This is a genomic window from Shewanella gaetbuli, from assembly GCF_023284065.1.
Classification (GTDB): domain Bacteria; phylum Pseudomonadota; class Gammaproteobacteria; order Enterobacterales; family Shewanellaceae; genus Shewanella; species Shewanella gaetbuli.
Genome location: NZ_JAKIKP010000010.1, coordinates 117,792 through 142,426 on the forward strand (window position 1 = coordinate 117,792; position 24,635 = coordinate 142,426).

The 24,635-nt window shown below is 39.4% G+C and carries 18 protein-coding genes; 17 read left to right on the forward strand and 1 reads right to left on the reverse strand.

Annotated features, from left to right (window positions below):
- The first annotated feature begins 36 nt into the window (after window positions 1-36).
- The 8 genes from L2672_RS13230 (at window position 37) to L2672_RS13265 (ending at window position 9,978) form a co-directional block, all read left to right on the forward strand.
- The gene (locus L2672_RS13230) at window positions 37-2,751 is read left to right on the forward strand and encodes a TonB-dependent receptor plug domain-containing protein (RefSeq protein ID WP_248996319.1); all 2,715 of its coding nucleotides are present in this window, start codon (window positions 37-39) and stop codon (window positions 2,749-2,751) included.
- A 156-nt stretch (window positions 2,752-2,907) separates the two neighbouring features.
- Window positions 2,908-4,635: a 2OG-Fe(II) oxygenase family protein gene (locus L2672_RS13235; RefSeq protein ID WP_248996320.1), complete on the forward strand. Its 1,728-nt coding sequence runs from the start codon at window positions 2,908-2,910 to the stop codon at window positions 4,633-4,635.
- A gap of 391 nt (window positions 4,636-5,026) precedes the next feature.
- Window positions 5,027-5,809, forward strand: coding sequence for a DUF3450 domain-containing protein (locus tag L2672_RS13240; RefSeq protein WP_248996321.1), 783 nt, complete (start codon window positions 5,027-5,029; stop codon window positions 5,807-5,809).
- Window positions 5,809-7,164, forward strand: coding sequence for a MotA/TolQ/ExbB proton channel family protein (locus tag L2672_RS13245; RefSeq protein ID WP_248996322.1), 1,356 nt, complete (start codon window positions 5,809-5,811; stop codon window positions 7,162-7,164). Before L2672_RS13240 ends, L2672_RS13245 begins: the two co-directional genes overlap by 1 nt.
- Complete coding sequence (locus tag L2672_RS13250; RefSeq protein WP_248996323.1) at window positions 7,164-7,691, forward strand: MotA/TolQ/ExbB proton channel family protein; 528 nt, start codon at window positions 7,164-7,166, stop codon at window positions 7,689-7,691. Before L2672_RS13245 ends, L2672_RS13250 begins: the two co-directional genes overlap by 1 nt.
- Before the next feature lie 13 nt (window positions 7,692-7,704).
- The gene (locus tag L2672_RS13255) at window positions 7,705-8,109 is read left to right on the forward strand and encodes an ExbD/TolR family protein (protein ID WP_248996324.1); all 405 of its coding nucleotides are present in this window, start codon (window positions 7,705-7,707) and stop codon (window positions 8,107-8,109) included.
- Window position 8,110: 1 nt separating this feature from the next.
- Window positions 8,111-8,731 carry an energy transducer TonB gene (locus L2672_RS13260; protein ID WP_248996325.1) on the forward strand — a complete coding sequence of 207 codons (621 nt, stop codon included), beginning with the start codon at window positions 8,111-8,113 and terminating at the stop codon, window positions 8,729-8,731.
- Window positions 8,731-9,978 (forward strand): tetratricopeptide repeat protein, encoded by a 1,248-nt coding sequence (locus L2672_RS13265; RefSeq protein ID WP_248996326.1) that lies wholly within the window; start codon window positions 8,731-8,733, stop codon window positions 9,976-9,978. Before L2672_RS13260 ends, L2672_RS13265 begins: the two co-directional genes overlap by 1 nt.
- Before the next feature lie 267 nt (window positions 9,979-10,245).
- Here the strand turns inward: L2672_RS13265 and L2672_RS13270 are convergent, their stop codons facing one another.
- Window positions 10,246-10,755 (reverse strand): diguanylate cyclase domain-containing protein, encoded by a 510-nt coding sequence (locus L2672_RS13270; protein ID WP_248996327.1) that lies wholly within the window; start codon window positions 10,753-10,755, stop codon window positions 10,246-10,248.
- A 75-nt stretch (window positions 10,756-10,830) separates the two neighbouring features.
- Here L2672_RS13270 and L2672_RS13275 point away from each other — a divergent pair, with 75 nt between their 5' ends.
- The 9 genes from L2672_RS13275 to L2672_RS13315 all read left to right on the forward strand — a co-directional run bounded on the left by L2672_RS13275 (window position 10,831) and on the right by L2672_RS13315 (window position 24,602).
- On the forward strand, window positions 10,831-12,663 hold the full coding sequence (locus tag L2672_RS13275) for a DUF885 domain-containing protein (protein WP_248996328.1): 1,833 nt from the start codon (window positions 10,831-10,833) through the stop codon (window positions 12,661-12,663).
- Between the two features lie 80 nt (window positions 12,664-12,743).
- On the forward strand, window positions 12,744-13,022 hold the full coding sequence (locus tag L2672_RS13280; RefSeq protein ID WP_248996329.1) for a peptidylprolyl isomerase: 279 nt from the start codon (window positions 12,744-12,746) through the stop codon (window positions 13,020-13,022).
- Between the two features lie 62 nt (window positions 13,023-13,084).
- On the forward strand, window positions 13,085-13,609 hold the full coding sequence (locus tag L2672_RS13285; protein WP_248996330.1) for a GNAT family N-acetyltransferase: 525 nt from the start codon (window positions 13,085-13,087) through the stop codon (window positions 13,607-13,609).
- A gap of 225 nt (window positions 13,610-13,834) precedes the next feature.
- On the forward strand, window positions 13,835-14,074 hold the full coding sequence (locus tag L2672_RS13290) for a FeoA family protein (RefSeq protein WP_248996331.1): 240 nt from the start codon (window positions 13,835-13,837) through the stop codon (window positions 14,072-14,074).
- Complete coding sequence (gene feoB, locus L2672_RS13295; protein WP_248996332.1) at window positions 14,067-16,373, forward strand: Fe(2+) transporter permease subunit FeoB; 2,307 nt, start codon at window positions 14,067-14,069, stop codon at window positions 16,371-16,373. Before L2672_RS13290 ends, feoB begins: the two co-directional genes overlap by 8 nt.
- 151 nt (window positions 16,374-16,524) lie before the next feature.
- A complete protein-coding gene (gene glnS, locus L2672_RS13300; protein ID WP_248996333.1) occupies window positions 16,525-18,195 on the forward strand; it encodes a glutamine--tRNA ligase in 1,671 nt (556 codons plus the stop codon).
- 86 nt (window positions 18,196-18,281) lie between these two features.
- Window positions 18,282-19,406 (forward strand): 4-phosphoerythronate dehydrogenase, encoded by a 1,125-nt coding sequence (locus L2672_RS13305; RefSeq protein WP_275975045.1) that lies wholly within the window; start codon window positions 18,282-18,284, stop codon window positions 19,404-19,406.
- Window positions 19,407-19,574: 168 nt separating this feature from the next.
- Window positions 19,575-20,591, forward strand: a complete 1,017-nt coding sequence (locus tag L2672_RS13310; RefSeq protein ID WP_248996334.1) for an aspartate-semialdehyde dehydrogenase — start codon at window positions 19,575-19,577, stop codon at window positions 20,589-20,591.
- Between the two features lie 318 nt (window positions 20,592-20,909).
- Window positions 20,910-24,602, forward strand: coding sequence for a FimV/HubP family polar landmark protein (locus tag L2672_RS13315; protein WP_248996335.1), 3,693 nt, complete (start codon window positions 20,910-20,912; stop codon window positions 24,600-24,602).
- The last annotated feature ends 33 nt before the right edge of the window (window positions 24,603-24,635 follow it).

The following is a 24,635-nucleotide window of genomic DNA, read 5'->3' on the forward strand; positions in this document are numbered from 1 at the left end:
TTATAAGAAAGACATATATGTCCAGGGAGATAGACAATGCATAAGAACGTATTAGCTCATTCAGTGCGCTTAGCACTAATTAGCGGTGCAGCAGCAGCTGCATTCAGTGCTCCAGCAGTATTTGCTGCTGAAGAAGATGGCGCAAAAGTAGAGCGCATCGAAGTAACTGGTTCACGAATCAAACGTACAGATCTAGAAACTGCAAGCCCTATAACAGTGTTCTCTGCCGCAGATATCGCAGCTACTGGTGTAACTACGATGGAAGACTTCATTCAGACAATACCTGCAATTAACGGTGGTGCTGAAGGCTCTACAGTGAATAATGGTAGTCGTGGTTTTGCTACAGCTTCTCTTCGTGGTTTAGGTTCAGGTCGTACTTTGGTTTTAATTAACGGCCGTCGTTATGCTTCTGGTGATTTAAACTCAATTCCTACTGCTTACGTTGAAAGAGTTGAAGTTTTACGCGATGGGGCTTCAACCATTTATGGTTCTGATGCTATTGCAGGTGTAATTAACTTTATCACAAAGAAAGATTTTGAAGGTGTTGAATTCCAAGTTCAATACGATGAAACAAGTAAAGGTGACGGTGAGAAAACCTTACTTTCTATGACAACTGGTACTTCAAGTGATAAAGGTAATGTAGTTCTTTCATTACAGTACACAGATCGTCAAACTATTTATCAAGGTGACCGAGACTTTTCTGAGTGTCCAATTTTTGAACGTAACGGAGAAAAAGTTTGTGGTGGTTCAGGTACCATTCCTTATGGTCAATTCTTTGCACCGAGTTTAACTGGTGGTCATGTTAAAGATCCTCAAACTGGTCAAATTCGTCCTTTTGATCAAGCAATTGATGGGTTTAACTACGCTACCACAAGTTACATGGTTACCCCTCAGGAAGTATTTAGTATTAATGGTGCTGGTCGATATGAGTTAACAGACACATTAAGTACCTTTATTGAAGGTGGTTTTACTAACCGTAAATCAGATCAGTTAATGGCTCCTGAAGGTACTTTTTGGGGACCAACCATGCCAGCAACAAATCAATATAACCCTATGGGTGAAGATATTGTTGTTGTTCGTCGCTTAAGAGAAACGGCAGGTCGTGCATTTACCCAAGATTTTTCTGATTATCGTATGGTATTTGGTTTTGAAGGTACATTTGCTGATACCTTTGACTGGGATTTATCATATAATTTTGCTCGATTTGTTGATGCTCGTTTAGATGAAGGCCGAGTCAACCCTACTCGTATCGATACTTTATTAGATCCTGATTTATGTTCAGCAGACTCAGATTGTCCTGGTGTTTGGAATATATTAGAAGCTGGCACTTTGACTCCTGAAATGATCAATTATGCATTCGTTCCTAACTCTCCAATTGTTCGCGGTGAAACTCGTCAATTGTTAGGTAACCTTTCTGGTGGATTAGGCCTAGAGCTTCAAGGTGGCGAAATTATGTTCGCTGCTGGTTTTGAAAAACGTTGGGAAGAATACCAAAGTGTTCCAGATGGTGCTGCATCAATTGGACAGATCTATAGTGTAGCTGGAGAACCGACAGAGGGTGAGATCTCTGTAGATGAAGTTTATGCTGAATTAGACTTCCCTATTTTAGAAGGTTTACCTTTTGCAGAATCTTTACGTTTTACTGCAGCGATTCGTTATTCTGACTTTGACTTCTTAGACGATTCAGACACTAATACTAAGTTTGGTTTAGAGTGGTCACCGCTAGATGGTTTATTAATTCGTGCAACTAAAGCAACTGGTTTCCGTGCACCAGGTATTGGTGAATTATTTGCTCCACAATCAGAAACCAACCTTGCTTATAATGAACCTTGTACTAACTACGGTTCAGGTTCTCAAAGTGCTACAGTTAAAGCAAACTGTGCAGCTGAAGGATTACCAGGTAATTTTGAGCTATCGTCTAATCAATCTTCAACGATTGTAGGTGGTAACCCAGACCTTAAACCTGAAGAGTCTGATAGCTTCACAGCCGGTTTCGTATATAGTCATGATATTGGAATTAGTGTTGGTATTGATTTCTTTGATATTGAAATCACAAATGGTATTGGTACGGCTGGTACGGATAACGTAGTTAGTGGTTGTTGGGAAAGTGCAAACTTCTCTAGTCCTTTATGTGAATTCGTTAAAGGTCCAAGTTTGACTGGCGATGCTCCTCATTCGTCATCTCCTTACCGTACAGCTCTTGGTCCAGTAGCAGGTGTACTATTAACTAATGCTAACTTGTCTACTTTCGAGACAAGTGGTATAGATTTTGACCTGTCATATAAAACAGATATTGGCCCTGGTGATTTTTCTGCAGTGTTAAATGGTACATATTTAGATAAATATAATTACACTCCATTTGAAGGTGCAGATGTTGTGGAAGCAGCTGGCAAAGTTGCTGCTGACCAATGGGAAACGACACTTGCTGTATTCTCTGAGTTACGTACTAATTTAACTCTAAGTTATACTATGGATGATTGGGCATTCTCATGGCAAACACGTTATCAATCAGAGGGTGAAGATTATTTCGCTAGTGATGATAACCTAGATAACACCGCTGATTCGATTTTTTATCATGACGTTCAAGCAACTTACTTTGCATTTGAATCGACAACTATTAGCGTAGGTGTAAAAAATCTATTTGATGAAGAGGCTCCTTATATCTCTAATAACCAGGATATGAATACTATCCCTGCTTCATATGATACAGCTGGCCAGTATTTATACGCTAAGTTAAATCTTAAGTTCTAGTTTTAAATATGTCCAAAAAAGCCGGCTTATGCTGGCTTTTTTTTTGTTGTTTTGAAGTATCTTTTTATAGCTTATAAAGCTGAGTGAATAACTGATAAATTGCTATAATACGAATGTAGGATTATTTTGATAATCAAATGTAATTGGAGAACGGATATGCTTCGTTTACAAGCTACCTTAGGTGAACTATATAAAAACAAAAAATTCGATAGTATTATTGAATTACTAGAGAAAGAACCGAGATTAGTAAATAATTTAGAAATAGCAAACTTACTGGCGGTGTCTTACCGAAAAGTGGGTGATTATTTAAGAAGTCGTAGTTTATTTGAGCGTATTCTTAATGTGTCTGCACATCCAGGAATTACCATTTCATATGCGATGTTGTTAAGTGAAATGAAAGAATATCATTTAGCTTGTAATACACTACAGTCAGTATTAAACAGTAATCCAAACAACTTTGATGCCCAGTATAATCTGGCACTAATTTACAAGGAATTAAATCAAAACACCAACGCACTAAAAGCTTTTGAAAAAGCACTAACTTTAAATCAAAGTTATCAAGGGGCAAATGTCGGTTATATTCTTACTCTTATAAGCTTAGAGTTAGTTGATGAGGCGTTAAAGCATTGTGAAAAACTTTTAGAGGAAAATACGAAATACCATTTCACACTACTGACTATAAAAGCTGATATTTTGCTGAAAATGTTTAATTTGAATGATGCCAAGTTTTTACTAGAACAATTGAACTCCGTTTATAATAATATTGATACTAAGTTAAAGTATGCACAATTACTTTCTTTAGAAGGTAACGTAAAGGAGTCTAATAATATCTTAGAAAATCTTCTTCAACACTATCCAACGAATTTAGTAATTCATAACCTTTTGTTTGATAACTTAGTGACATCGGTTGATAGAAATCCTTTAAAGTACTATGCACTAGTCAGTAAAAAAACGAATGATATTGATTTTTTAACGGACTACTTTCGCAAATTAATCAAGTTAGATGAATGTGAAAATGCTTTGATATTAATTAATTCAAAGCTAGATAATAGTGTTGAAAAGTCCCGGTTGATGGTATTAAAAGCTGTTGCATTACGTGAGCTTGGTCGATTGGATGAATCTTTAGCCATACTCTCTCAAACCACTTTAACGAATAGTTATTCCGATATTGCAAAATATGAGAAAGCTATAACGTTAATGTGTGCTAATGATTTTACCAGCGCATATGCTCTTATCAAAGAAGAACTGTTGAAAATACCGTCACATAAGTTGATTACATTGGAATACGCTTGTGCTAAGAAACTAGAAAGAAAATCACCAATTGACTTAACTTCTGAAATTATGATTGAAAGCGAGGTCTTACCAGCAGAGCTACTCAAGAAACTTAAAGTATTATTATTTGAAATTCATCAATCAAAAAAGATTTTGATGATGCAATCTATAAGAGGAGGAAATCAAACTGAAGGGAATTTATTTCATTTAGATAATCCTGAATTGAAGACAGTAAAACAAATTCTATTAGGTAAAATCGAAAGCTATTGTAAAGCAAAGGCTCAAACAAGTAATGGGATCATAAATGGGGCTTGGTCGATTTTTATGGAAAGTTCTGGTCGACATGTAAACCATGTACATTCAAATGGAACATTTTCAGCTTGCTTTTATGTGTCGATTCCAGATGATTGTCTTAAAGAGGGGAATGGCTGGTTTAAATGTGGCGGAGCAAACATCAGTAAACACTTTCATGATCAGGATGATTATTATATTAAACCTGTAGAAAATTCTTTGGTTATTTTCCCTTCAAATTTAAGTCATGGAACTAATGAGTTCATTAGTTTGCAACCAAGAATAACGCTTGCATTTGACTTTAAACAGAATTCAGATTAGTTCTTCTGATTGTATGTTCTGATAAACAGTCAGCCTGTATAACGACATCTCATATTTGAATTACGATGAAGCAGTGTGGTTAAAAAGATATCACTAGCCTCTGATTTATTAACATAAATGTATACAAACTAACCTTTCAACCAAATAGCCTTTAATTAGCCTTCTTTTCACTACTTTTAGATGTTCCCAAATGTTGACAGAGGTCAACATTTTGTGAAATGATGCGAGCGGGTCTATGCCTTAGCAGGCATAGAAAAGGGAAGAAAAACTAACAATCACAAGAGAAAGATAGACTTAGGTATTGTTAACTTTTGAATAACATCGTTATCAAGTGTTTACAATTAAACCACGGTCTAAACTTTTTTAATTCACTTCAAATTGGTTGGGAACTATGTCCAAGGTAAGCAATAGAACAAAAATCGCTACTGCACTTGTTGGCGCACTAGCTTTAGCTAGTAGCAACCTGGTAGTTGCAAATCCTCTTGCCGATGTGCAAAAGGCGGACAGCAAAATTCATGCGGATGCTGCAGCGTCACAACAAAAAGTTGACAAATATTTTGACCAAGCTCAAGACATGTTATTTGAGTACGGTAGTGTTGCTGATGAGCGTGAATCACTGAAATCTTATAACGACTACGTAGCTGGTTTAGTAGCAGATCAACAAAAAACAATGGATGCTATCCAAACTGACATCAACGGCGTTGACCGTTTACGTCAAGGCGTAGTGCCATTAATGTTTAAAATGGTAGATGCATTAGAACAATTTGTTCAACTAGATCTTCCATTCAACACTCAAGTTCGTACTGAACGTGTTGAAAATTTAAAAACACTTTTAAATACTGCAGAAGTAACTCTAGCAGAAAAATATCGTCTAATTCTTGATGCTTATAGCATTGAGCGTGAGTACGGTAACTTTGTAGCAGTTAACACCGGTAAATTAGCAATTGATGGTAAAGAAGTACTAGTAGACTTCTTCCAGCTAGGCCGTGTTGCCTTATATGCACAAAGCTTAGATCAAAAAACAGCTTGGATGTACGATGCTGATGCGAAAACTTGGAACAAGTTAGAAGACAGCTATTTACGTGACATCACTAAGGGTATTCGTATTGCTCGTAAGCAAGGTGCTCTAGATCTATTCGCATTACCAATTCCTGCTGCGGAGACTGCTCAATAATGAAGAAGTTAATTACTACAGCTGTATTAGCTGCAAGTTTCTCTTTAACTGCTGGTATGGTTTCTGCTGCTGATGCACCAAAAACTATCGACCAATTATTGCAACAAGTTAAAGTTGATCGTGCTAACGACAGTAAAACAAATGCAAAACGCGAGAAAGAATTCCTTAACGAACGTGGTGATAAAGCAGCACTTCTAAAGCGTGAGAAAGATGCTTTAGCAGCTGAAAAACAACGCGGTAAAGACCTTAATCAAGCGTTTTTAGACAATGAGCGTAAAATTGCTCAATTAGAAGAAGACTTAAAAACCGCTCAAGGTGACTTAGGTGAGATGTTTGGTGTTGTTAAAGGTGAAGCCGGTGATTTCGCGGGTAAGCTTGCATCATCAAATATTTCTGCTCAATACCCTGGTCGTGATGTGTTCATCGCTGATTTAGGTGCGCGTAAGTCACTTCCTAAAATTGAAGAGTTAGAGCAATTCTGGGAAGCTCAATTATTTGAAATGGTTGAGTCTGGTAAAGTTGTTAAATTTGACGGTACTGTAACTGCAATTGATGGAAACGTTGTTAATACAACTATTCATCGTGTAGGTCCATTCAACTTAACTGCTGATGGTCAATATGTTGTTTACAAACCTGAATTAGGTTTGATTCAAGAATTGTCTCAACAACCAGAAGGCTATCAAGTTTCTGCAGTTGCTAAATGGGAAGGCACTACTTCAGGTACTGCGCCATTCTATATTGACCCTGCTCGTGGTGTGTTATTGAACATCTTCACTAACAAAGCCAGCATTCAAGACCGTTTAGAAGCGGGTGGTACTATTGGTTACATCATTCTTGCATTACTTGCTTTAGGCGCATTAATTGCACTTGAGCGTTTAATTACTCTTACTGTTATTGGTGGTAAAGTTAACAGCCAACGTAAGAACATTGAAAACCCAGGTAACAATGCACTAGGCCGTATCTTAAAAGTTTATCAAGATAATAAAGATGTTGATGTTGAAACATTAGAATTGAAACTTGACGAAGCTATTTTGAAAGAGACTCCTGCTTTAGAAGCTCGTATCTCTATCATTAAAGTTCTTGCTGCTATTGCACCTATGATGGGTCTATTAGGTACAGTAACCGGTATGATTGCAACATTCCAATCAATCCAGTTATTCGGTACAGGTGATCCTAAGTTAATGGCTGGTGGTATTTCTATGGCACTTGTTACAACGGTACAGGGTCTGATTGCTGCACTACCATTAATGTTATTACATGCAATTGTTGTTGCACGTAGTAAATCAATTGTTCAAGTACTTGAAGAACAAAGTGCAGGTATCATTGCTGAACACGCTGAGAAGAGGGCTGACTAATGATGCTAATCCTGATGGATATTTGGGATTCCGTCAGGGGCTTCATGGCCTCCGGAGGCGACGTCCTCTGGTTGGTAGCAGCTGTGCTTTTCCTAATGTGGGTTTTAATGCTTGAACGTTACTGGTATCTAAATTGGATATCGCCAAAGCAACATCAAAGTATTATTGCCGCATGGGAAGCAAGAGATGAAACACACTCTTGGCATGCACACCGTATCCGTGAAGCTTGGGTGTCCCAAGCGAAGCAAGATTTGAATGCACGTATGCTGATAATCAAAACCTTAGTAGCCATTTGTCCAATGATTGGTCTACTTGGTACCGTAACCGGTATGATTTCAGTATTCGATGTGATGGCAGTTCAGGGGACGAGTAATGCTCGTTTAATGGCAGCTGGTATCTCAATGGCAACTATGCCAACAATGGCCGGAATGGTCGCGGCTCTATCGGGTGTTTTCTTTAGCACACGTTTAGACTCGAAAATGAGAATCAGATTAGAAACGCTAAAAGACAGCATGCCTCACCACTAGAGAGAGATTGAACATGGCACGTAAGAAGCATTCCAGTGTAGACGAGGAAGCGCAAATTGATATGACACCGATGCTCGACATCGTATTTATCATGCTGATCTTCTTCATTGTAACAACATCGTTTGTTAAGCCATCTGGCTTAGACTACAACAAGCCTAAAGCTTCACAGGCTACGTCTAAACCATCGGCAAACATCTTTATTGGCATTAGTAAAACTGGTGTCATTATGATGGAAAATCGTCAAGTCGACATCGAGCGTGTAACTGCTAACGTAGAACGTATGTTAGCAGAAGCACCAGAAGCAGCAGTACTTATTCAAGCAGACAAAGACACTCAGCATGGCTTAGTGATCAAAGTTCTTGATAATGTGAAAGCTGCGGGTATCGATAAAGTTTCAGTATCAGCGGGGACAGAGTAATATGCTAAGAGCACTCGTATCAATCATCATTGGTGCCGCAGTGACTTTTGGTCTGTTCGCCTTCATGGCATTCTTGGTCGGCGGCGGTGCACAGCGCAACGATGAGTCGACTGAGACCCCTGTTATTGAAATTACGATGGATAAGCAGGATTCGAAGGCACAGAAGAAACCAAGGGTAACTCCTAAGCCACCACCACCACCAGAGCAACCACCGAAGCCGGACGTTACACCGCCTGATGCTTCAAGTAATATTGATACGAATATGTCGTTCAATATGGGTGGGGTTGCAGCGGGTTCAGCAGCTACCGGCTTTAAGTTGGGTAACATGATGACTCGTGATGGTGATGCAACGCCTATCGTTCGTATCGAGCCGCAGTATCCAATTGCAGCAGCTCGTGATGGTAAAGAAGGTTGGGTACAGCTTTCATTTACCATTAATGAACTGGGTGGTGTTGAAGATGTAAAAGTCATCAAAGCCGAACCTAAACGCTTATTTGATCGCGAAGCAGTTCGTGCGTTGAAAAAGTGGAAGTACAAACCAAAAATTGTTGATGGAAAACCACTTAAGCAACCTGGTATGACTGTTCAACTTGATTTTACTTTAGATAAAGGAGGTAGATAATGCGCAAAGTTACAAGTATTGCAACAGCACTACTACTTTCTGTTTGTACAAGTGCAACCTTGTCTAGTGCTGCTGTTGCAGCTGAAAAGTGTGAGATTGACAAACGTCAATCTCGTGCTGTAGGACAAAGTGCAGCTAAAAAAGTACAAAAGTCTTTTGAAGCATATACCGAAAATAATGTTGATGGTGCTATTGCCATTTTGTTAGAAGCTAACGCGAATAACGATTTTGACAAAGCCTATATCAACCGTATGTTAGGTAACTTCTATGCAGAAAAAGGTCAAATGCAAACAGCGGTTAAATACCTAAAGAGTGCAGTTGAAGCTGATATTCTAGGTGGAACAGACCATGCTGCAACAATGCGTTTGTATGCTGACCTTTTACTTCAAGAACGTAAGTTCAAGGAAGCAATCCCGTACTATACCAAATGGATGGCGTTTACTTGTAAAGAGGACGCTCAAGTCTATCGCCGTATAGGTATCGCTCATTCTGAATTGAAAGAGTGGGATAAAGTGCATCAAGCTGCAGACAAAGGTTTAGCATTATCGGCAGAGCCTGACAAAGGCTTGTATCAAATGAAGCTAACGGCTTACTTTAACCAGAAGCAATATAAAAACGCGGTTAAAATTTTGGAAAAAATGGTTCCATTATTCCAAGATGACAAGCGTTTATGGGTACAGTTAGCGCAGTTTTATTTGATGACTGAAGACTTTGACCGTTCATTAGCTACATATGACTTAGCTTATAAGAATGGCTTTTTAGAGACAGAAGGTAACATTACTCGTTTGTCTCAACTTTTAGCACAGAAAGGTTCGCCTTATAAAGCAGCTAAAATATATGAAAAGCACATGAAGTCTGGTTTAATTCCTGAAAGCAAGAAAACATATAACATTCTTGCAGGATTTTACCATAACGCTAAAGAGCTAAAGACTGCTGCGTCTTATTACGGTAAAGCTGCTGAAGCAGGTAATGACGGCGAATTATATTTGAAGCAAGGGCGTTTATTAGCGCTTGATCAAAAATATAAAGAAGCCATCTCAGTTCTTGAAAAGTCGCTTGATGTTGGGATAGAAAATCCAGGTGAAGCACAATTTGAACTGGCTTTAGCACACTTAACGCTTAAACAGTATAAATCTGCTTATAAGCGTGCTGTTCAAGCATCGAAAGATAAGAAAACAGCCAGAAGTGCAAATAGTTATATTTCCTACATTAAAGAAAAAGCTCGAATTCATAATGTAGCGTTATAATTATTCAGTGTATTAAAAAAGCCCCTTATGGGGCTTTTTTATTGCCTAAATTAATCGTTTATATGTGAATAATACTGATACCCATCGTGATAAATAATTGCTAACCTAGCTTGTTAAAATACTCGATAACAGCGTTAGATTTTTTAATTGTAGAATAACTACTTATCGAAAAAATCTGCCTTGTTCTCAAGTATTTTTCCTACGCTAATTATGATCACTTACTTATCGTGATTGGTATGATAGATACAGGTTTTCTTTTTAGCTTTGCTAGTGCATGGTTATTAACATTTGATGTCGACTGGTATCTTGTTCTAGTGCAGTCGAAACACTTTCTACTTGGGTAAAGAGCTCTTCAATGTTTTTTCTTTCACTGGGTAAACAAACCCCGCCAGCAAGCTTATAGTCAATGCTAAAACTATGCTCTTTTCCGTATTGAGATAAAAATAGATTAATTTGATCATCAATACGTTTTAAGACAACTTCAATACCTTGCTCATCAATATTGAACAAACCCAAGGCAAAGTGGTTTTTGTCCAGTCGAGCAATCAGATCGGTTGCTCGCAATAAAGCTTCTTGCACTTGATTAGTAAACAATTCTAACAAATGAGGTTGTTTTACTGTTTCATGTATGTGTGGGCAAAGATACAATAGGGCCAAACTTTGTTTATCTCGTAAATGTCGGTGCCATTCACGATTAAACACCTCCATAAAATAATTTTGATTATAGACCCCAGTTTCGGGGTCTCGGAAACTTGAATTGCGAAAAGAATAGATCATTGAAATGCTCCATTGAATATTCTTCTTTCATTATAGGTATTAATTTTGCTTCATGCGTAAAAGGAATAATAAAAAATGAACAAAACACTTCTCGCCACCACCATATCACTATTCTTAGCTATACAAGGTTGTGGTGAAAATACGCAACAAGTGGCTTCACAAGCAGCAGAAGTTAAAACTGACTCAGTGGATGTTGACCAATCTGCAAAAGCGACATATTTAAAGATGGTTGATGATTATTTTAATGAACAGCTAAAACTAGAACCGATTTATGCGACCTTTGTTGGTATTAATGACTATAACGATCAGTTTGGTGATGTGTTATCTGAAGAGTATTTAAAGGCTCGCCATGACCTTAACGCAAAGTACTTTTCGTTAGCCAAAAAAATTGATGTCACTGCATTACCCGCGGATCTGAAGTTAAGCCACAGTATGTTTATCTATGATAGAGATATGGACTTAATGTCTGAAACCTATCCTGAGCATTTCTTACCCGTTAATCAATTTTATAATAATGTTTTCACCATGGTCCAGCTAGGCTCTGGTGAAAGTGCGCAACCTTTTAACACGGTTGATGATTATAAAAATTGGTTAAAGCGTTTAGACGGCTTTATTGCTTGGATGTCACTTGCTAAAACCAGAATGGATCAAGGGATAGAAAGTAAAGTCGTTTTACCTAAAGTTCTGGTTGATAGGATGATACCGCAACTATCCGCTCAAGTTGTTAATAAGCCAGAAGATAGCTTGTTTTATGCGCCTATAAACGCAATGCCAGAGAGTTTTACTGAGTCACAAAAAGATCAATTAACTGAACAGTATAAAGCCTTTATTGCGGCCAAATTAGTGCCTGCACTGACTGACCTTCGTGATTATGTGCAAAATACTTATCTACCTAATGCACGCGCTTCAGACGGATGGTGGGGGCTTCCCAATGGCAAAGCTTGGTATCAACAATTGGCCAATCGTCATACCACAACCAAGATGTCCGTAGATGAAATCCACCAAATTGGACTATCTGAAGTGAAACGAATCCTTACTGAGATGGACGGGGTGCGTGAACAAGTTAACTTTGAAGGTGATTTAAGCGAGTTCTTTGCATCTTTGTCTTCAGAGCCTGAATACTTTTTTACAGATAAACAGCAATTAATTGATGGTTATATGGCGCTTAAAGATTCAATTAACGCTGTTTTACCGCAATACTTCAATACTATGCCAAAAGCTGACTATGTTGTTAAGCCTGTCGAGGCTTTCAGAGAGAAGTCTGCTGCGGGCGCATCTTATCAGTCTCCCGCGGTTGATGGTTCTCGCCCAGGGGTATTTTATATCAATACCTATAATTTAAAGGCGCAACCTAAGTGGGGCATGACCACTTTATCATTACATGAAGCGGCACCTGGTCATCACTTTCAAATAGCCATTAAACAAGAATTAACCGGTGTTCCACAATTTCAACGCTTCCAAGGATATACTGCATTTGAAGAAGGCTGGGCTTTGTATGCTGAATATCTAGGTATCGAAATGGGGCTTTTTTCGGATCCTTACCAATATTTTGGCAAGCTATCAGATGAGATGCTGCGTGCGATGCGCCTTGTTGTTGATACAGGACTTCACGCTAAAGGTTGGAGTCGTGAACAAGCTATTCAATATATGAAAGATAATTCGCCTATGGCAGAGTCAGATATTGTTGCTGAAGTTGAACGATATATGGCTATCCCTGGACAAGCTTTATCCTACAAAGTAGGCCAATTAACAATTTTAAAAATCCGTGCAGATGCCGAAACACGTTTAGGTGATAAATTTGATATTAAAGAGTTCCATGATCAAATTATAACGTCAGGGTCTTTACCTATGGCGGTAATGGAGTCTAAGGTTAATGACTGGGTTGAATCTAAATTAGCTAAACAGTAGTTTTCGGTCGTGCGTCAGCTTAGTTTTTTATGCTAAGGTATGTGCGATTTTATAAGACACTTAAAAATTTAGGAGTAACAATGGTACAGGCAACTGCAAGACACCTTCTGGTGAGCACTGAAGAGCAATGCAACGAGTTGAAGCAGCAAATTCAAAATGGTGCTGCTTTTGCTGATATAGCTAAATCTTATTCTTCTTGTCCTTCTGGTGCTCAAGGCGGTGATTTGGGTTCATTTGGCCCAGGCATGATGGTTAAAGAATTTGATGAAGTTGTCTTTAGCGCACCTCTTAATGAAGTTCAGGGTCCGGTTAAAACTCAATTTGGCTATCACCTGTTAGAAGTGACTAGTAGAGGATAACCCTTCCTCTAGCGAAAATAAGGCGGCATTGAGCCGCCTTATTTTTTTTAAGAGATTAAACAATGAAAATAGCGCTATATACCGAAAGGTTAATCATCAGAAGTCTTGAACCCCATGATTGGGATGACTATTTGGCATTATCGACCAACTCAGAGGCGAATCAATATGTCGCCCCGATTAAGCCAGAGCGATTAATTCGTCAAAAATTTGAAGCTAGACTTTTACCTTGGCTACTTGAAAGTGGTCAATGGCTGTCACTTATTATAGAAACCTTAGATAAGGAATTTGTTGGTATAACAGGTTTTTATTGTCAATGTGACGTGTCAAAAAGAGTTGAGGTTGGCTATATCATGACTCCCGAAATGCAGGGGAAGGGGTATGCGACTGAAAGCTTACTTGCTGTCATTGATTGGGGAAATATTGCTTATGATATTCATAAGTATGTTGCCATTTGTGCTAAAGACAACGTTGCCTCAAATGCGGTTTTGTTAAAATGTGGTTTTGCTCTAGAAGGGCATTTTATTAACCATACCTTACACGCTGGAAAATGGATTGATGATTATCAATATGGGTTAACTTTCACCTAAATAAACTTAACTACTCAAAAATACTAAACACATTGTCTTATATTCACCGTATAGAAATGTAAATCTTGTAAAACTTCTTCTTTAAACACCCTCTTATGCCACATAATGCCAAATACAATTGAAAACAATTCTCGTTAACGCTGAAACTTTGATCCAGTCCTAGTTTTATTTTTGTCAGCTTAGTTAGAATTGCTATGTCGAAAATGTTGTATAAGGCAAAACTTAATGAAACTTAGTCAGCTAAGTCCAGGTGATACAGCGGCAATTTGTAAAATTGGTCATCTATCTCTACCGCAAACAGTTAAACGTAAACTCCTCTCTATGGGGGTCACTCCTCATACTCATTTTAAAGTCGTTCGAAAGGCGCCAATGGGCACAGGTTTAGAGCTTAAACTGAGAGGAAGTACCATTTGTATGCGTAAAGATTTAGCTGAAATCATTGAGGTAGAAATACAACATGACTAAACAATTCCACTGCGTGACTGTTGGTAACCCGAATGCAGGTAAATCAACACTGTTTAATGCACTAACGGGCTCTAACCAACAGGTGGGTAACTGGTCAGGCGTAACTGTTGAGAAAAAAACAGGTCAATTTACCCTTGGGGATATAGACGTTCAATTGACAGACCTCCCTGGTATATATGATTTATTACCTGCTGGTGATAATTGTGACTGCTCATTAGACGAACAAATTGCTCAGCAATATTTAGCCGATCAACAAGTCGATGCAATTATCAACCTTGTTGATGCGACCAATATTGAGCGTCATCTTTATCTTACGGTTCAATTGCTCGAGCTTGGGATACCAACGATTGTTGTGCTCAATAAAATTGATGCAGCAACTCAGCTTGAAATTAACATCAATACAGAAAAAATGGCTGAAGCTTTAGGCTGTCCAGTTATTGCCATTTGCTCGCGAAATGAAACCGATGTCGATAATGTTAAAGCTGCTGTTCAAGGTATTTTAACTTCAGAGTCAATAAGGCCTGCATTATCACTTGATTATCATCAGGATGTTGAGCAAAGCTTGAGTTTATTAACTCGCTACATTAATGACAATAACTTGCCTACACTCAGTCGTGGTCGCGCGTTAGCATTATTGGCCAATAATCAAAGTTGTGGATTTGCTGATCAAGACTTAAAGCAAGTGGTATTGACTTGTAATGAAACAGTGCAAGCTCATGGCGAAGATTTAGATGTTCTGGTTGCCAGTACGCGTTATGATTTTGTGGATAGCGTTTTTACTCAGTCAGTGAATGTTGGTGAACATTTAAGTATGACAGAGAAGTTGGATAAATTTGTTTTACACCCATTGCTGGGTATTCCTATCTTCTTGTTTGTTATGTATCTACTGTTTATGTTTAGTATCAATGTAGGTAGCTCTTTCATCGACTTTTTCGATATTACAGCTGGGGCTATTTTTGTTGACTACTTTGGTGCTGCATTATCCAGTATTGGCTCGCCTGATTGGTTAGTCACTATTTTAGCGGGCGGAATAGGGCAAGGCATTCAAACTGTTGCGACTTTCATTCCCGTTATTGCCGCATTATTTTTAGCGTTATCGGTATTAGAAGCGTCAGGCTATATGTCTCGAGCGGCTTTTGTTGTTGATGGCTTGATGCGTAAAATTGGTTTACCTGGTAAAGCTTTTGTACCGATGATTGTTGGCTTTGGTTGTTCAGTACCCGCCATTATGGCGACTCGCACCTTAGGCAGTGAACGTGAGCGAATCGTGACTGGCATGATGGCTCCATTTATGTCATGCGGAGCTAGGCTTCCTGTATATGCGCTTTTTGCGGCTGCATTTTTCCCAGAATCAGGGCAGAACCTTGTATTTTTGCTGTATATCATAGGCATTTTTGCCGCAATAGGAACAGGATTACTTTTACGTCATACCGTGTTACCGGGTAATAGTAGCGCTGTTGTTATGGAGCTACCCAGTTACGAAATGCCACGATTTAAAGCAGTGCTTTCTCGTACAGCTAAGCGCACTAAGAGTTTTATATTTGGTGCCGGAAAAATCATTGTCATTGTGGTGACTTTGCTTAACTTTATCAACGCCATTGGTATTGATGGTAGCTTTGGTCATGAAGACAGCCAAGAATCATTATTAAGTGTGGCTAGCCAACAGGTGACTCCGCTTTTCTCTCCTATGGGTGTAGAGCAAGATAACTGGCCGGCAACTGTAGGTATTATTACCGGTATATTTGCTAAAGAAGCTGTAGTCGGTACCTTGAATAGCTTATACAGTACTGCTGCTGCAGACGATGAAGAATTGGCGCCATTTTCAGAAATACTAGATGAAGCTTTAATGACCATTCCAGAAAACCTTTTTGGTATTGCACCTGAAGATCCTTTATCTCTTGATATTGGCGATGTTGGAAATATTGATTCAGCAGCAGAAGAGTTAGACGTTGATACCTCAACATTTAGTGCGCTTCAATCTGGTTTTAATGGTCAAGCTGCTGCCTTTGCTTATTTACTGTTTGTATTACTCTATACACCTTGTGTAGCGGCAATGGGGGCTTTAGTAAATGAGTTTGGGGCGAAATGGGCTAGGTTTGCGGCATTATGGACATTTGCTTTAGCGTATGGAACGGCAACGGTTGCTTACCAAGGAGCAACCTTCAATGAGCACCCTGTTCAGTCTACCGCTTGGATTAGCTTTTTCTTAATCGCGCTGTTTGTTTTTTACAAGTGGCTAAAAAAGCAAGGCCAAAAAGCTCAGCAGATCATTCCCAATGTAAAAGTGATTACTGGTTAGTTTATCTACAGATTTGTTAACCGTAATAAACCCAGCAGTGCTGGGTTTATTTTTTTTTCATAATTTTTGTTTGCAATAGTTGTAACTGTCCTTGTTCTGTAGGATCATCAGTCTTTTGACAACATTGCCATTATGTGCCAAGAGGATTTTCATGAGTCAAGTGGACACCGAAGTACGTCCAAGTAACTTCATTCGTAATATCATTGACGAAGATTTAAAAAGTGGTAAGCACACTCAAGTGCATACCCGTTTTCCGCCGGAGCCAAATGGTTTTCTGCATATTGGACATGCCAAGTCGATTTGTTTGAATTTTGGTATTGCACAAGATTATCAAGGGCAATGTAATTTACGCTTTGACGATACCAACCCTGAAAAAGAAGACATTAATTACGTTAAGTCGATTCAGGAAGATGTTCGCTGGTTAGGGTTTAACTGGTCTGGTGATATTTGCTATTCGTCAAATTATTTTGATCAATTACACCAATATGCCGTTGAGTTAATCAATAAAGGCTTAGCTTACGTGTGCTTCTTAAATGGTGAGCAAACACGTGAATACCGTGGCACCTTAAAAGAGCCTGGTCGTAACAGCCCATATCGAGATACTTCAGTAGAAGAAAATCTTGCTTTGTTTGAAAAAATGCGCGCAGGCGAATTCAAAGAAGGTGAGTGTGCTTTACGTGCAAAAATTGATATGGCATCACCTTTTATGTGTATGCGTGATCCGGTTATTTACCGTGTCAGGTTCGCCCATCATCATCAAACAGGCGACAAATGGTGCATTTATCCAATGTACGATTTTACTCACTGTATTTCAGATGCTATCGAAAATATCACCCACTCTATTTGTACTTTAGAGTTTCAAGATAACCGTCGACTTTACGATTGGGTGTTAGATCATTTAGATGACTTTCAAGCGCCTAACCGCACGCGTCAATACGAGTTTTCTCGCTTAAATCTTGAATATACATTGATGTCTAAGCGCAAGCTGAATGATCTGGTCAATCGTAAATTAGTTGATGGTTGGGATGACCCACGTATGCCTACAATTGCGGGTTTACGCCGCCGTGGTTATACGCCAGGTTCTATCAGAGAGTTTTGTAAGAGGATTGGTGTTACTAAACAAGATAACCTAGTTGAAGTAGGCATGTTAGATGCTTGTATTCGCGAAGAGTTAAATGAACATGCACCGCGCGCAATGGCGGTACTTCGTCCTGTTAAAGTGGTGATTGAAAATTATCCTCACTCAGAGCCAGAAGCAATTATGGCTTCCGTTCATCCAAATAATGAAGAGATGGGTAAACGTGAACTATTTTTTGGTCGTGAGTTATTTATCGATGCAGAAGACTTTAAAGAGTCAGCTAATAAGCACTTCAAACGTTTAGTTTTAGGTAAAGAAGTGCGTTTGCGTAATGCCTACGTCATCAAAGCTGAACGCTGTGATGTTGATGCTGAAGGTAATGTCACCACCATATACTGTACTTATGATGACCAAACCTTAGGTAAAAACCCAGCAGATGGTCGTAAAGTTAAAGGCGTAATTCATTGGGTTGAAGCAACTAGTGCAAAACCTGCTGAGCTTCGCTTATACGAGCGACTATTTACTGATGCCAACCCAGCAGCATTTGAAACGGTCGACGAAGTGCTTAATCCAAATTCTTTGACTGTGGTGCAAGGATTAGTTGAGCCAAGTTTAGTCAATGCGCAAGCTGAAAAGGCTTACCAGTTTGAGCGTGAAGGTTATTTCTGTGCAGATAATAAAGATTCTTCACCTGAGCATTTAGTATTTAATTTAACCGTACCATTAAGAGATTCCTTCGCTTAATTGGTTTGGTAATTAAAAGGCGCTTATTGCGCCTTTTTTATTATTTTAAAGAAATAGATATGATGAAAATTATCGCTGATGAGAATATGCCCTATGTTGAGGCTCTTTTTGCTCACTTGGGTAACGTTGAATTTGTAAATGGCCGAGAGCTTTCCCCTGAGCAAGTTGAAGATGCAGATGTATTACTGGTGCGTTCGGTAACTAAAGTTAATAAAGCATTGTTAGAAAATGCTCATCAGTTAAAATTTGTAGGCAGTGCAACCATTGGTACAGACCATGTCGACCTTGATTATTTACAACAACGAGGGATATATTTTACCAATGCCCCCGGTTGTAATGCGACCTCGGTAGGGGAGTTTGCATTCATCGCCTTATTAGAGTTAGCGGCACGATTTAATTGCAAAATTAAACACAAAGTGATTGGCATCGTTGGTGCAGGTAATACTGGCACTGCTGCGGCAAAATGTTTTGAAGCTTATGGATTGCGTGTGCTGCTTTGTGATCCAATAAAACAGGCAGAGGGAGACCCTCGTGACTTTGTTTCGTTAAATGAAGTTATAGAACAAGCTGACGTATTGTCATTACATGTTCCAATAACAAAAAACGGTGCAAACAAAACCTGGTATTTGTTTGATGAACAAAAATTGCTGTCACTAAAAGAAAATACATGGTTAATAAATTGCTGTAGAGGTGAGGTGATTGACAATCGTGCTTTAGTGCGCGTGAAGCAAAGCCGGCCGGATATCAAAGTGGTGTTAGATGTGTGGGAAGGAGAGCCAAAACCACTAGCTGAATTAGTCCCATTAGTTGAATTTGCAACACCGCATATTGCAGGCTACAGCTTAGAGGGAAAAGCTAAAGGTACATTTATGCTTTATCAACATTTATGTCAAATGTTACAGCAACAACCCGAACTTGAACTCAATGGACTTTTACCTACGTTTTCCTTTAAGCAACTTAATGTTGACCCACAAATAAATGAGCGAGAACTGCTAAAACTTTGTCGAGTAGTATTTGACCTTCGCGACGACGATGCCCTGTTTAGACAACATTTTCATACCGCAAAAGGGTTTGATTTAATGCGTAAACAACACACCCATAGACGGGAGTTTAGCGCAATGACGATAAACGTTGAGACATCAAAGAGTATTAGTGCAAAAAGTGCAATGTCAGATTGCAAAAAACAGCTGGCATCATTAGGGTTTTCTTAATAAAAAACGTATTTAGCTAATTATTCTTTACCGTTAGTTCAGCAATAATAATAAGTTGAGAAATAATCAGCCTTTTTAACCATTTTTTAGTAAATCAGGCCTAGCAAAAACACAGTAAACTAGGTAGATTGTCAATTCAAATAAGATTATTAGGAGTCGAGCATTATTATGTCTCAGGAATTTAATGTTGTCGTTTTAGGTGCATCAGGCGCAGTGGGTCAAACTATGATTGAGATCCTCGAAGAGCGTAATTTCCCTGTTGCTAATTTATACCCTTTAGCGAGCAGTCGAAGCGCTGGTGAAACTGTCAGTTTTCATGGAAAACAAGTTGAAATTCTGGATGTAGAAAAGTTCGATTGGACTCAAGCACAAATTGGTTTCTTTTCAGCAGGTGGTGACGTTTCAGCAAAATGGGCGCCAATTGCAGGTGAAGCTGGCTGCGTTGTGATTGATAATACATCACACTTCAGATACGACATTGACGTGCCATTAGTGGTACCCGAGGTAAACCCTGAAGCGATTGCAGACTTTAGAAACAGAAACATTATTGCTAACCCGAATTGTTCAACTATTCAAATGTTAGTGGCATTAAAGCCGATATATGATGCGTTTGGTATTAGCCGGATTAACGTGGCAACCTATCAGTCTGTATCAGGCACCGGTAAAAAAGCCATTGATGAATTAGCAGGGCAATGCGCTAAGTTATTGCAAGGTTTGCCAGTTGAGCCAGAAGTTTATCCGAAACAAATTGCATTTAATGTATTACCGCAAATTGATAAGTTTATGGATAACGGCTACACCAAAGAAGAAATGAAAATGGTGTGGGAAACGCAAAAAATCTTCGCTGATGATGAAATTGTGGTTAATCCAACTGCGGTACGCGTTCCTGTATTCTATGGCCATTCAGAGGCTGTGCATTTAGAAACTCGCCAACCTGTTGATGCAGAAGACATTAAAGCCGTATTACGTGATGCTCAAGGGGTTGTGCTTTTTGAAAGTGATGATGAGTATCCAACCGTTGTTACAGAGTCAGCGGGTCAAGATCCTGTTTATGTTGGAAGAATAAGAAAAGATATTTCTCATTCTCATGGTATAAATTTATGGGTTACGGCCGATAACATCCGTAAGGGTGCTGCGCTAAACAGCGTACAAATTGCTGAAATTTTAATTCGTGATTACTACTAAGCGTTTAATATCGTAACCGAATATTTAGTTTATCAGCTTTATTAGCTTAAAAAGCCCGCATTTTGCGGGCTTTTTTTGTTTTAGGGTTGTCAGTATGTAGCAGGGCTGACAAAGTTAGTTTATAGTCGTAAAAGTGTAAGAATTTCATTAAGCAATTGCGTTTATGTTGACAACCTGTAACTAGGTGTTTGATGCCGTTAATGATGTCACTAGCGTTGTAAGTGAGTTAATGAAATTTGATAATAAAAATTAACGATAATAATGACCTAAAGCCAGTTGTCATGATGACAAATATATCGTGCTAAAAGGGAAGGATTGATGACATTTCGTACTTCATATTGGGCGGGTTTGTTTTTTTGTGTCGCCACAGCCACTTCAGGAATCACCATTGTTTATTCAGTTAATGCTGAAACGCTTAAAATTACTGGACCAAATGGTGAGGTAAAACAAGCCACACAACAGTATGGCCCAACAACTCCCTCTGATACTTTTTGGAGCATTGCTCAAAAAGTTCGTCCTAATGATCAAGTGACCATATATCAGGTCATGGCTGCATTATTTGAAGCGAACCCTCATGCTTTTAGTGGTAATAATTATAATACCTTAGAAAAAGACATGGTTTTGCAAATTCCCTCAGTGGAAACCATGTTAGCGATTCCAAAGCAAGACGCTAAAGCCAGGGCCGAAAGAGACGACCGGGTAATAAGGCAAGCTAAGCAATCAGGCGTAGCGTTAAATCAGGTGGTTACTTCAAATAATGTAACGACGCCTGCCATAAGTGAGCCTAAGGCGGCAACTGACACCAGCACTCAAGTTACAACCACTCAAGTTACCGCTAATGCGAAACCTGCTGCAGCTGAAAAGCCGCTGCAAATTACACAACAAGTTCAAAAGCCTATTCCAGAGACCGTTAAGCTGACACAAACTCAGCAGGCAGATATTAACTCTTTAAATAATCAGTTAGATATGGCGAACAATAAGTCATTAATGCTTATTGATGAGCTTGCTCGTGCACAAGAGCAGCTTATGGTGACCAGAAGTGATAACCAAGTACTGCAGCAGAAAATTGAAGAGTTGATGACTGCTGTTGGGGAAGTTGAAGAAAATTTACAATTACAGATTGAAAAAAATGGCTTGCTCTATGAAAAAAATCAGCAGTTAACCGAGCAGTTAGCGCAAGCTAGCCAACCACCTATTGAGCAGCCCACTGATTTTTGGCGTTCTTTAACCGATAATTTATGGGTACTGATAGGTCTAGCATCGTTACCATTACTACTAATTTTTGCCTTAGTATTCTGGTTATTACGCCGCAGATCACAATCAGAGCAATCTCAAGTGGCGACTGAAACCGTTCAAGAAAATAAAGTTGAAGCCACACCAGAGCAAGATACTGATTTAGAAGACCTTGCCATACATCTTGACGATGATACTGAAGAGTCTATTGATGACTTGTTAGATCTTGAAGGCGTAGATGTTCAGCCAGAAGCTGAACTGGATATGAGTGATGATGAAGCCGATATGGCAGCAGATATTGTCATTACAGAGTCAGATGACATTAATGAAGCAGCACCAGAAGATGAAAGTACCTCTTTAGATGATCTTTGGGCTGAAGCTATGGAAGAGCAAGAATCTGAGCTTGAGCCTTTAGAAACGGATGAAGATTTAGATAGTCTTTTGGATGGTTTAGATGATGACCTTGATACTCCGGAAACACCAGCCGCCGCAGAAGATGATTTAGATGCATTGTTAGCGGGTTTAGACACACCAGAGGTTGAGTCTGAAATTGATGAAGATATTACTGAAACTAGCGAGCAAGATGAGCTAGACAGTTTGTTAGCTGACTTTGACTTACCGGCAGAAACCCAAACCACGGAAGCAGACTCAAATGCCGATGCTGAAGCTGATTTAGATGACTTGCTTGCTGATTTTGATATTGAGCCATCAGCGGATGAAGAGCCATCAGCGGATGAAGAAGAGCCATCAGCGGATGAAGAAGAGTCATCAGCGGATGAGAAAGAGCCAAGTGATGACGATATTGACGCTTTGTTAGCCGGTTTTGATGCGCCAGCTGAAGCAGACTCATCTGAAACAAGCTTGGCTGAATCAAATGAAGCAGAACAAGCTGAAACAGAGGAAGATTTAACCGACGTTATTGCAGCTGAACTGGATGAAGAGAGTGAGGCGGACGTTAACTCAGTAGATGAAGAGCCATCAGCAGATAAAGAGCCATCAGCGGATGAGGAAGAGCCAAGTGATGACGATATTGACGCGTTGTTAGCCGGTTTTGATGCGCCAGCTGAAGCAGACTCATCTGAAACAAGCTTGGCTGAATCAAATGAAGCAGAACAAGCTGAAAAAGAGGAAGATTTAACTGACGCTATTGCAGCTGAACTGGATGAAGAGAGTGAAGCGGACGCTAACTCAGCGGATGAAGAGCCATCAGCGGATGAAGAGCCAAGTGATGACGATATTGACGCGTTGTTAGCCGGTTTTGATGTGCCAGCTGAAGCAGACTCATCTGAAACAAGCTTGGCTGAATCAAATGAAGCTGAACAAGCTGAAACAGAGGAAGATTTAACCGACGCTATTGCAGCTGAACTGGATGAAGAGAGTGAAGCGGACGCTAACTCAGCGGATGAAGAGCCATCAGCGGATGAGAAAGAGCCAAGTGATGACGATATTGACGCGTTGTTAGCCGGTTTTGATGCGCCAGCTGAAGCAGAACAAACTGAAGCAGAAGAAGATTTAACCGACGCCATTGCGGCTGAACTGGATGAAGAGCCATCAGTGGGTATAAATGAGCCGAATGATGACGATATTGATGCGTTATTAGCTGGTTTTGATGCGCCAGCTGAAGCAGAACAAACTGAAGCAGAAGAAGATTTAACCGACGTTATTGCGGCTGAACTGGATGAAGAAAGTGAAACGGACACTAGTTCAACAGATATTGAAGAGCCCGCACTGGATTCACTATTAACGGAACTAGAATCTGTTAATCAAAACACTGAGGATTCACCTGTTGAGTTTGATATTGAGCAAGAAGCTGAAGACGATGATCTTTCCAGTTTAATTGCCGAGCTTGAGCAAGCGAATGAAACTGTTGAATCACAAGATGATTTAGCGCTATCGACCCCTGATGCTGACATTAAATTAGACTCATCTGTTGATGACGCCCAGCAATTAACGGCATTAGCAGAGGGTGATGTTGATGATGAGATGTTGTTGGAGGCTGAAAACGAGTTAGATATGTTGTTAGCCGATATGGCTAATGAAGATATCGATGCCACAACCGAGAACGTCACACTGAGCGAGTTTTCTGACCCAGTGGCTAAAACGGCCAAAGATTCTGGCTTTTTCAATGACTTGAAAGCGGCTGACAAACCTGAAGAAAATTCATTAGATTGGGAATCGAACCTATTAAGTGCAGAACAAAATCATTCAGATGATTTAGACAACCAACCGCCAAATACTGGGGATTTTGTTCAACCACAATCACTAGAAACAGACCTTAACAACAGTGATGATTCTGATGATTTCTTGGCGGCATTCTCAGAGTCTATCGCAGATGAGTCACCAGACGATACTATTGCTGACGAAGAGTTTATCCTCTCTAATGATGGGCTTACGGTTGATGAAGCGCTAGCGGCATTAGATAAAAGTGAGACGAATGAAGCGCCGCTATCTGATGAGTTAAGTCATTTTGAGCGTGAAAATGGCTTTATTGATATCGACAAGCTGTTGAATGATGCAGATGAAGAGGAACCCGCGTCATCTGACAAGTATAAAGATGTTGATGTCGATATGGGGGAAGTTGAAGCATTAATTGGCAATGCTAATATGGTCGATGTTGATGATGAAGAGAACTCTGTTAATGCCAAACTAGACTTAGCCAGAGCCTATATTGAAATAGACGATGAAGACAGTGCCAAAGCCCTTTTAAAAGAAGTTCAAATTGATGGTAATGATCGTCAACAGTCAGAGGCAAATACATTACTGAAAAAGTTTAACTAACCACTATTTACAGCATATGGTCGTTAAAGTTGA